Source organism: Brevibacillus massiliensis, from assembly GCF_000311785.1.
GTDB classification, from domain to species: Bacteria; Bacillota; Bacilli; order Brevibacillales; family Brevibacillaceae; genus Brevibacillus_C; species Brevibacillus_C massiliensis.
Genome location: NZ_HE978555.1, coordinates 32,208 through 41,972, shown reverse-complemented (window position 1 = coordinate 41,972; position 9,765 = coordinate 32,208). Strand labels below are relative to the sequence as shown.

Annotated in this window: 15 protein-coding genes; 2 read left to right on the top strand and 13 right to left on the bottom strand. The window is 46.3% G+C overall.

Translation table 11 applies throughout. From position 1 onward, the window contains the following. The coding region (locus HGBM_RS31370) for a hypothetical protein (protein ID WP_218917022.1) at positions 1 to 202 on the top strand (202 nt) is incomplete at its 5' end. A 191-nt stretch (positions 203 to 393) separates the two neighbouring features. On the opposite strand, the gene HGBM_RS24940 is transcribed toward HGBM_RS31370, so the two are convergent. The 13 genes from HGBM_RS24940 to HGBM_RS24875 all read right to left on the bottom strand — a co-directional run bounded on the left by HGBM_RS24940 (position 394) and on the right by HGBM_RS24875 (position 9,039). Beyond that, positions 394 to 1,422 carry a minor capsid protein gene (locus HGBM_RS24940; RefSeq protein WP_019123805.1) on the bottom strand — a complete coding sequence of 343 codons (1,029 nt, stop codon included), beginning with the start codon at positions 1,420 to 1,422 and terminating at the stop codon, positions 394 to 396. Between the two features lie 35 nt (positions 1,423 to 1,457). After that, positions 1,458 to 1,715 carry a hypothetical protein gene (locus HGBM_RS24935; protein ID WP_019123804.1) on the bottom strand — a complete coding sequence of 86 codons (258 nt, stop codon included), beginning with the start codon at positions 1,713 to 1,715 and terminating at the stop codon, positions 1,458 to 1,460. Then, positions 1,708 to 3,213 (bottom strand): phage portal protein, encoded by a 1,506-nt coding sequence (locus HGBM_RS24930; protein WP_019123803.1) that lies wholly within the window; start codon positions 3,211 to 3,213, stop codon positions 1,708 to 1,710. The genes HGBM_RS24935 and HGBM_RS24930 overlap by 8 nt, the downstream gene beginning before the upstream one ends. A gap of 3 nt (positions 3,214 to 3,216) precedes the next feature. Then, positions 3,217 to 4,482, bottom strand: a complete 1,266-nt coding sequence (locus HGBM_RS24925) for a PBSX family phage terminase large subunit (protein ID WP_019123802.1) — start codon at positions 4,480 to 4,482, stop codon at positions 3,217 to 3,219. Then, positions 4,469 to 4,915 (bottom strand): terminase small subunit, encoded by a 447-nt coding sequence (locus HGBM_RS24920; protein ID WP_019123801.1) that lies wholly within the window; start codon positions 4,913 to 4,915, stop codon positions 4,469 to 4,471. Before HGBM_RS24920 ends, HGBM_RS24925 begins: the two co-directional genes overlap by 14 nt. 208 nt (positions 4,916 to 5,123) lie before the next feature. Continuing rightward, a complete protein-coding gene (locus HGBM_RS24915; protein ID WP_019123800.1) occupies positions 5,124 to 5,642 on the bottom strand; it encodes a hypothetical protein in 519 nt (172 codons plus the stop codon). Positions 5,643 to 6,106: 464 nt separating this feature from the next. After that, positions 6,107 to 6,673 carry a sigma-70 family RNA polymerase sigma factor gene (locus tag HGBM_RS24905; protein WP_019123798.1) on the bottom strand — a complete coding sequence of 189 codons (567 nt, stop codon included), beginning with the start codon at positions 6,671 to 6,673 and terminating at the stop codon, positions 6,107 to 6,109. Positions 6,674 to 6,695: 22 nt separating this feature from the next. After that, positions 6,696 to 6,893 carry a hypothetical protein gene (locus HGBM_RS24900; protein WP_019123797.1) on the bottom strand — a complete coding sequence of 66 codons (198 nt, stop codon included), beginning with the start codon at positions 6,891 to 6,893 and terminating at the stop codon, positions 6,696 to 6,698. Between the two features lie 321 nt (positions 6,894 to 7,214). Then, the gene (locus HGBM_RS24895) at positions 7,215 to 7,421 is read right to left on the bottom strand and encodes an XtrA/YqaO family protein (protein WP_019123796.1); all 207 of its coding nucleotides are present in this window, start codon (positions 7,419 to 7,421) and stop codon (positions 7,215 to 7,217) included. A gap of 78 nt (positions 7,422 to 7,499) precedes the next feature. Continuing rightward, positions 7,500 to 7,703 (bottom strand): hypothetical protein, encoded by a 204-nt coding sequence (locus HGBM_RS24890; protein ID WP_019123795.1) that lies wholly within the window; start codon positions 7,701 to 7,703, stop codon positions 7,500 to 7,502. Between the two features lie 50 nt (positions 7,704 to 7,753). After that, entirely contained in the window at positions 7,754 to 8,008 is a 255-nt protein-coding gene (locus tag HGBM_RS28535) for a hypothetical protein (RefSeq protein ID WP_019123794.1), read from the bottom strand. A gap of 146 nt (positions 8,009 to 8,154) precedes the next feature. Continuing rightward, positions 8,155 to 8,382: a hypothetical protein gene (locus HGBM_RS28530; protein WP_019123793.1), complete on the bottom strand. Its 228-nt coding sequence runs from the start codon at positions 8,380 to 8,382 to the stop codon at positions 8,155 to 8,157. 33 nt (positions 8,383 to 8,415) lie between these two features. Further along, positions 8,416 to 9,039, bottom strand: coding sequence for a hypothetical protein (locus HGBM_RS24875; protein WP_390621039.1), 624 nt, complete (start codon positions 9,037 to 9,039; stop codon positions 8,416 to 8,418). Between the two features lie 154 nt (positions 9,040 to 9,193). On the opposite strand from HGBM_RS24875, the gene HGBM_RS24870 reads away from it, so the two are divergent. After that, positions 9,194 to 9,712 carry a DUF3231 family protein gene (locus HGBM_RS24870; RefSeq protein ID WP_026074643.1) on the top strand — a complete coding sequence of 173 codons (519 nt, stop codon included), beginning with the start codon at positions 9,194 to 9,196 and terminating at the stop codon, positions 9,710 to 9,712. Positions 9,713 to 9,765: the final 53 nt, after the last annotated feature.

Genomic DNA, 9,765 nt, shown 5'->3' with positions numbered 1-9,765 from the left:
ACGCTTACCAGCAGAAAGGGCCGCGAAAGTCTCATTCACGGCCCATTTATTTCATTCTTCGGATGGTTACCTCAACTTCGACCAACGGAGAGTCCGGCTTGTCGGCAAGGAGTATAATGCACCGCTCTTCTTGCCCCTCGATTTCTTCTCCTTTATGACTGGCAATTACACCTTGCACCGCATTGCCAATCTCTTCGCATAAATCGCTGAATTTCATTTTCTTCACCTCCGAAATTCGTTTGCTTGGATTTTCAGGTATATTGCAACCAAGAGCAGATATATCCCGGCATTAATATTTTTCGTCAAATAGAGGATGATTGGCGCAATGGCGAAAGCGAATAACGGTAACGTTTGGCCTAACCTATTCATTTCGTTATACACCACCCTGCCATTTTAGTCGCCATCCACATATCTCTTATGCCATTGCTCATAGCTCATATCACCCGGCACCATATATGTCTTGCCGTCTTTTCCCCTTGCGATTCGTTCGCCTGGGGCTATTTCGTCGTCGAAATAAGGCACAGTTGTACTCCTGCAATTCGAATGCAGCGGCGGGAAGTTCACGCCTACCTCTTTCTCCGCAAGAGCAAATACCTTATTGTCCATCGATCGGCATGTTTGGCTTGTCCGGCTATCCAACGTTGCCAAAAACTCATATTTCTTCACCACGCCAGACGCTTTATAAGCGTCAAATGACGCCTCGTTTTGGACATGGCTTGCTTCTGTCCTCACCAGCCTTTGCGCAGCCCTGTAGCCTACTCCCATTCGGTCAGCAATGATCTTAGCGGTGTCGTTTATGCTGTCACCTCGAATGATCGCTTGTGTTATCTGCGTCTGCAACGTTTGGACGAGCTTGGCATTGTCTTTCCATATGCGCTGCGAGTAATTCTCCTCAAGCCAAGGCATCTGAATGATTTTTTTCACATCCTCAACCTTGGCGAATGTCGCACCGATGCCCAAGCCTTTCTGTACCTCGTAGATCGTGCGGTAATAGGTGTCGGTGTAGATGTCGCCCAGGAGATCGGTCATTTGCTCGTTCTGCTTCATGTTTACCGATTGGATAGCGGCCTCGATCTGGATGAGTAATGCTTGCAGGCGAGTGACGCGCACTTTGTAGTACACGTTGTTGAGGATTTGTGTCCAGCGGCCATCCGGATTGTTCTTTGCCAACTCGGTAAACTCCTCAAGGCTCATCTTAAATTCCTTGAGTTGGTCACTGTTGAGCAGCTTCCGTGCCTCCGCCATGTCAATTTGATTATTCAACGCAAACCGCTGGTAGAATATCTCAATGTCGCGTTTGATCGAAGCCATAGCGCGGTCATATTCGCGTTTTAACTCAGTGGCGATATATTCGTCCGTCTTTTTGAATTGCTCGTTGTGAAGTTGTTCAGCTCGTTTCGCCCAATATTCGGCTGATTTCATACGGAATCAACTCGATTCTATCGGTAAGTATTTGTCTATGCCAATCCACCATTATCAGGCATTCTATCAATTACGTTTTTAATGCATTTTTCCATTTCTTTTGCACAAATATTAGGGATGTACGATCTTTGTTGTCGTTCGCTTTCAATCACCGACTTGCAGTGATTCAAGACAGTCGTTGCCGCGATCGCCTTTGCCGTATCAGTGGCAATCGGACTATTCATGATGTCTTGCAAAATGTTGAGTGCATGAACGGCAACTTCTTTGTACTCATTTACATCAACCTTACTCATTCGCACTCTCCCCTTCACCTTCTGTACTATCTCCGTCATTTTCGCCTCTTAGTCCATTAAATGTACTTCTTGGCATTTCCTCATCTCTCTCGCTCGACTTTCTATCCAATTCAGCCTGGACATCTGTAACGTATGGATGGTTGGCAATCAGCGTTTCCTCAGATAGAATCCCCATGCTGTTCTTAATATCCTGGATCACCTGCGACTCGTTGATCATGATGTCACGGTTAAAGATAAAGTCCACATTCTCGCTACTGTAATCCACACCGGTTGTATTGTATAAATGTGTGTCAATGAACCAGCGCAGTTGCTCAAGAGACGCTTGAAACTCTGTCTCCATCAAGTTTGCATCCATGTCCAGATCAGCATAGAGGAATTTCAACGCGATCCCGGATTTGTCACCACCGAAATTTTCTGCTTGAGTATCAACACCGCGTCCGAACTCGTAAATATCTTTCCGGGCTTGCTCCATATGCGTCTTGTACGCTTCTGTATCAATCTTGATGTCAACGGTGTCGATACCGCCGTCATCCGACACAAACGCCACGCGGTAAATGGAAAGGTTCTTGCGGAATTGGCTTGCATCTGTTCCGCTGTAATTTTTCACCACGTAGATGCTGTTGGGTAAGTCCTCCAGGTTGTTACTGTTGTCGCTCTTGTTGCGGTCATAGTCGTCTACAAGCGATTTGATCAATTCGATGAGGGGTTGCTCTTCCTCGTTGTACTTGAATGCGATAAACGGCACACGCTGCCAGTTAAGAGGAATCTCCCGTCCCCCCGAAACAACCGTGAAGTGTGATCCGACATCGCCCATCTCCACGTCAGGTACAAGGCCAGTACCGCTATATGTGTAGCGCCTTACTCCCTGCGTGTCCCACCATTCGATCTTCGTCACAGTCTTGCGTGTTGTTCCCTCGAACGCCTCAATCTCATACACCCGTATAACCGCATCCAAGACCGTGTGAGCCTCATCGCGCCAAAACGGTATAATTTCCTCACTACGCATCTTTTTGAAGCTCAGAGCGCCATTTTCGTCGTAATAGACGTGCAACCACGCGATTCCCTTATTGATCGCCTCTTTGCCCAACGATTTGAGCCGACGCATCATGGCCTTGTCAAAGAAAGTGTTGAGTTGCTCCAAATATTGCTCATTGTCCGTCTGCACACTCAACGGTTTGCCGAGCAGATAGCCCACCTTTTGATCAACGAGCTTGCGTGTGAATGCGTTGGCGAGTTTGTTGTTTGCCAGGTTAGCGACCGGCTCTTTTGCTCCGCTTGCACCAATCGCTGTCCGCTGCCGCTCCAGAATATCCGTTTTGTTTCGATAGTAGCGCTCACCGATAAGCATCCACTTGCGTTTCTCAGACTGCCGCCATTCGCTGACTTCTTGATTGATGATCTGCTCAATGGTCATGGCGGACATTTTGCCTTTCAGGATAATGCTATCGATCTGCTCTTGTTGGTTTGTATCGAATATGTTTAGGTCAAGGAATCCCATGCTCTACCTCCTTCCTTCCGGGAACCAGACGCCGGATTTTTTCATGTCACCCTCAAAGGCATATCTGGTTGCGTCGATGGTATGGTTGTCTTTATCCTCTAACCTTGCTCTTGGATTGCCGTCAGCATCGGTTGCATAGTCAATGTTTTCGAATTCACGCGCTATATTTGGCGTTCGTGCGGGGTCGATCACAATTTCCTCCAGGTCATCCAGCCATTCTTCGCCATATTGCACCGAATCAGGGCCTTTTTTCGCGCCTTTGATACGAATGCCATGGTCTTTCAGTTCATCAATGGATTTCGGCTCTGCACTATCCGCAATAGTCTGCTGCGTATGGTAGCCCTTGCCCTTTATCCAGGCAGCTGCTTCCCGGTTGCTGATCTTCTGCCCATAATGCTCGTCAATGGCGTAAATGCGCCTTCTCGTCTTGTCATAGTGCCATCTGACGAACGCATAAGGATCAGGTCCATACCCAAAGTCAATGCCTTGCTTGATGTTGTCAAATGTCTTGATTTCATCGTCCGTAATGCGGCGGAATGTCAAGTTTTCAAACGGCACTACGCCGGAGCCAATCGCCTCACCGAGATATTCCCATTTGTACTTATCTGGCTTTGTTGCTTTGATATGCTCCGCCTCTTCGACGAATGCCTTTGAAATGTGCGGGTTATCCAGATACGTTGAATGATGCACGAATGTATTTGCCGGTATCATGTGCGACTCATATTTTTTATTCACCCAGGATTGCTTCCTCTTCGGTGGGTTGTAGCTGTAATAAAACGCATAAAAAAGACCATCTGGCAATTCTGCACGAAGCACAGAATTTTCGATGGTTGATACCTCTTCTTCGGTCTTGAATTCAGCCAGCTCCTCGATCCACAGAAACGCTATGGGGAATTTGCTGACCTTGATCGATTTGATTTTGAGCGGATCGTCCGCACCCCTAAAAATGACCTTGTTTCCTCTTGGCAAATAGATGAGCTGAAGCGGGCTTTTCATCACGCGCCAGTATTCACTGACACCTAGCATTTCTATGGCCTCTTTCAACTGTTCAAAGACTGATTCTTCTAATGTTCTAGCTACCTTCCTTACGCATAACGCTGTTACAGGGTATTTCATCATGTCTTTAATCAGCTTCAAGGCTACATGGGTGGATTTCGACGAGCCACGACCACCTTTCAGGACATGACGCAAGTATTTGCGTGAATTAGACGCTCTCCAGAACTCTTGAAACTTTGGTGTGACGATCTCGGATAGCTTAATCTGCTTCATCTCCACCACCAATATCGTCGATGATTTGGACCCCTATCACGCCATCGATTTGCTGCTTGTCCGTCCATATTGCATATCGCTTCCCGAGCAGCTCTGCTGCTTTCACCCGGTCCTTGACGTAGGTGTCCTTATCCTTCAACTCAAAATACCCTTCGCCCAAACCAACAGGAATCTGTTCGGTCAATTCTCCGCGCATGACCTTGGTCAGAAACTCCAGGATCTCGTCTTGCTTGGCGATGCGCTGGCTGTCCTTTTCAGCTATGCGTTCGTTGATGTATGCCCTTACGTTAGCATTCGTTAGCAGTCGCGAAGCATTTACCCTAGCTGCTTCATCGGTTTTGACTGAGTAGCCAGCTCGCTTGTACGCTTCCGTTGCGTTTCCTGACTCAATGTAGTAATCTGCAAACCTCTTTTGCTTCTCCGTCAATTTCACATCACATCACCACCACCCAATTGAGTTTGTTTTGAAAATCAATCACTTACCAAAAGTGAGTGAGGTAAATGCCGTTTACCGCTAATCAACTTTTCGTAAACGACATTTACCCCCTGAAATCGCCCTCAAACCCTTGCGTCTCTAAGGCTCAGGGGCTCTCAACTCTCGCGGAAATTCTTATAATATCTATTTTCCGCGAAGCATTTGCTTAAAAATGATCTTCTTCCCACACGTCTGTTTCGCTCTCAAACACCTGCAGCAACGCATCGTCCGGCTTTCTCCCGAATAGTGCATAGCGTGGATTGATCACGATGCCTGCCTGCTTGCCTCCCACAACCATGTAGCCAATGACACGGTGTTCTTCCAGTTTCCGCACGATCCTAATACGAAACGGTTTGGATACACCAATGATTCGGTCTATCATCGACCAGGATAATGGCCGGCCTTTTTCGCCATTCTCGCCATCCCCAACGAGGAGGTTGGTTTCCCAATCCATCAGGCACAGCAGAGAAAACAAAAAACCGCGTTCCTGCAAGTCAAGCTGGTTGTAGTACAACCGCTTTTGCTCTCTTGCTGAACGCAGTTTGATGTGCTTAACCATTCGACCGCCCTTAGACGCATCGAACACCTTGACGACTTCTGTTTGGCGGCGGAGGATTGTTTCGGGGATCAATTTTTCACCGGTTGCCGTGTCCACGTAGAAGTCACCTACTTTTTCTATCACCATGACTATATCCCCTCAACCTCTCCCACACCATACGGTAAAAGAGCGCTATGATAACGCCGCATACGAAACCGGTTATCCTTGCCACAAGCATTCACCTCTTCAATGCGAATAAACCCCACTTCCTTCGTTAGGTGGCGAAAATCCGCCCCGTTTCCGAGGCGGTAGAGGGGGAGACGTGAAAAACAAGAAATTTGCTTCTCATAATTAGGTGGCTTTCGTGCGACAAGAAACACCTTTTTTAATTCAGCCACAAGGTAAACAGATAAATCCCCCCGAGCATTACAACTGCGCTCAAAATTCCTCTCGTCCACCTGGGAAAGAATACGTTAACAATCATTAGAGCGACGAGGATCAAAAAAGCGAATATCCCCAGTTTTATCACCCCGGTCGTTAACCATGGAGCATCTGCTCTTAAATCTAATCCCATAAAAATCGCCTCCACCCCTTATATCGGAAAAAACAGCTTACCCTACGAGGAATAAGCTGTTCATCAGTCGTTTTGATATTTTGGTCTGTGCACGTTTTATGTGAGTCGCTACGCTGCTTTTACTGATCCCGAGTAGGTCTGCAATTTCTTCAAACGAAAAACACTCTCCGTGTGCCAATGTGTAGCATTCCCTTTCCCGTTCACTCAGGCCTGACAGCGCATCCTCCAACTGATATCGCTGCCACTCGGTTAGATTCGCCGGGCTGCCAGCCGTACTGTTTGCCACAAATGCTTGCATGCGTACCGGGTCCATAAGCTTCTCCCTTTGATATGCCGCCCGTCTTTCTATACCGCGTTTATTCCCCGGCCGACGTCCCGTTTCCAACCACTCGATGACAAATTCAGTGCTGCTGATCATCTCGCCAATGATCTGGCGCTCGCTCTTGTGCTCATCACCGTTTGTGGTGGTTTTGGCCCTGCCTGTCTTCCTTTTGGCCTCTTCCAGACGAACCACTCTGATCGCATCGTCAGACTCCTCCAGGCTGCGTTGTATGCGTTCAAGTGCCTTCCTTGTCTCTTTATACTCCCGAAGCAAATCTTGCATGAGAATCCCCCTCCCAATGCGTTTATTTGCGGTTGCCTCGATCTTTCAAAAACTGCCGCGGCCCTGTGTCGCCCATCAGCCGGCGTATTTGGTCCAATGTAAAAACCTCAGCCTTTTTCGGCGGTGGTTTCAGAAGCAGCTGCTTTGCCTTTTCTGTTTGTCCAGCGGTGTCTTTAGGCGGCTTCCGTTTCCAATTCACGATCTCATATATCTTTGCCACTGTTAGTCCTCCTCTCTGGCAAAATAAAAAGAGCGCCAGAACACACCCGTATTAGGTGTGAATCTGACGCCCTCCCGTATCTCGGTATCAGGCTTTGGTATTATCGCTTACGAAACTTTTCTGGATTTTTGACTCTAATGGATATGACCTCTCCACAGTTCAAACAAAACGTATAAACTTTTGGAGATCCAAACGACATTTTTTTGTCAGTTGGCTTTATAGGCATGAAATCATCGCCTTCTGCGAACTCCGAACCATTGCAATTCGGGCATCTTCTTTGATCAGTCAAAACACATCAACTCCATCAGGATTAAGGTATGACTAGAACAGCTCACTTTCCCGATAGTCCACCTTGGAAATCTTCCCCTGACTTGATTTTACCACGGTTTCGCCGTGTGGCACCAGTGGGACAAGCTTTGCTTTTCCCTGCTTCGGATCTACCAGGATCATGGCTGGCTCTTTTCCAACCGGTATCGTAATAGTCATGCTTTGTATATCTATTTTCAATTCCTTTGCTCGTGCGTTCATCTTCCATCCCCCTCGCCTGCCGTGATATAATGGAATTGGCGGACTTATATTCGGCCTCCGGCAAGGGGGCTTTTGTTTTTACCAATCAGATTTTGGCTTGATTACAAATTCCCCACTTTCTTCGTCATATAAGCCGACAGCGTGTTCTGGCAGCGATATGTGTATCTGTGCTCCTTCAGGCCTCTCTGGAGAATCCTTTGTCCATGCCACGAAATCTTCCCCTTCACGGTATAACTCGATACCGAACCAACTCGTGTACATATGGATGAACATTACCTTCAACCTCTACCCCTCCCATTCACTTCTCAGCTTCTCAGCGCCTTATCTGGACGCTATACACTCAGCTTTGATTCAATGTACTGCTCGATGCGTTGAATGTCTTGTACAAGCTCTGATAGCGTCTGAGCAGTCGATTGCATGACCTTCATTTTGACCAGGTGGTTCAGTGAACTTGTGACGGTAGGAAAGTATCCGTGTACCTTGTATAGATCTCTGCCAAGGGTGTCCTTTTTTCCGGTGTACTCCTTGACGATAAACTGCAGCCCGTCAGATTCGAGAAACAGATTTTCTTCTATTTGAACTTTCATTACTTCACCTCATTTCTTTTCTCCAGACAAAAGGTGTGCCTGGTATGCGGCAACTAGCATCGTTGCTTCCAGAGTCTCTCAAAGCGGCCTCGACTTGGTCAAACTGATGAGTCTCCACAAAATTACTCCTCAAAAGAAATATCGTGTTAAATCATCATCTGTCTAATCGCGCTCATCGCATCCTCTGCTGGCATGTCCTCCGAGAATATACCGTCCACATTATCCAAATTGATACGCATTGGTGTTTTCTGTCCCTTTGCAGCTTTCCACTCAACTCCAATCAATTGCCCAAATCCGTTTCTGGTAAGCGATAAGCTTTCAACCACAAATTCTTGAATTGCGCCGCTGCTGAAAACGATTGTGATCTTCTTCATCCGTTTCAACTCCTCATCACAATTTCTCTTAAGTTAAATGGACTGCTCAACTTGATTTAGTTGCTTTCCAATAGTCATTAGTAACTCCCAAAAGTGACCGTACTCACCTTGATCTCCGTATCCCATTCCGTACGTGTAAACTCTTGGTGAGTGTAAATTATGCCCTTGGTATTTCATGTAACGTTTGGCTTCTTCTAAGATGAAAAACGGTGCTACTTTTTCGTAATACTCTTCTCTCCAAGCTATCGCTTGAATGTGGACACCGTACGCTTTGAAGTAATCGAAATAGTCAGTGATGAACAAATCTTCGCCATTTACAGCCTTTATCTCCTTGCATTCAATCTCCTTAAATGGCTTGATTTCAATCAGGCAGTCCTCGCCTCGGTTTTCATACCATTCTATTACCGTTTCAACCTCGCTGGTATACCAGCGATCATAGTCTGAGTCAGAAGTGAACGAGAGTGGCTTGTCATCGAATGCCCAAGCAATATCGTCGCTGTACGGGATGTATCGGTATCTTTTTGTTTCAACGAAATGGATCGGATAACTAGTGCAACGATTATCTGGAGCACCGTGGTATTGCTTCTCAGCAAACAGCTTTAGGAATTTTTCCTGCTGTTCCGTTATGGAAACAGTTACTTGTTTCAAATTAATCACCTCATGGTTTTGTCGATGTTTATTCACATACACATTGTGTAAAATTCCCATCATAATTCCAATCCCAATTGCAAAATATAATCTCGGGTCAAATTGAAAATATTAGGAGTGCCCTATGGATCTTACAACTCTAATCAATGCTGGGAGGACGGTTATGGGAATTTTAAGCGGAAATCCGCAAAACGAACCAATGCATTACGGTGAAGTCTTTGGTGTTTGGAGTTATCTTACGGTAACCAAAGGAATGTTGGCAGGTTATGAAACATTCATCAACCACACTGGCGACAAGGATTTAAAAACATTTCTTGAAGACTTAACGCAAAGTATGAAGCAGGAAATTGAGCAGGTTGAAAATTTGTTAAAAGTTAACGGAGTTGGTTTACCTCCTTCCCCACCAGAACGTCCAACTGCAACTTTAGAAAGCATCCCTGTTGGTGCAAGGTTTAATGATCCAGAAATTGCAGCTCGCGTATCTTTAGATATTGCTGCTGGATTAGTCTCATGCAGTCAAATTATGGGACAATCTATACGTGAAGACATTGCAACCATGTTTGGTCAATTCCATATGTCGAAAGCAACATACGGAGCGAGACTCTTACGTATTAACAAAGATAAGGGTTGGTTAGTTCCTCCACCACTTCATCTACAAACACCCGAACCTGCTCATGCATAAAGATTTTCACGACGGCTACCCTAGACTTTGGGTGGCCTTTATCTTTTTACATA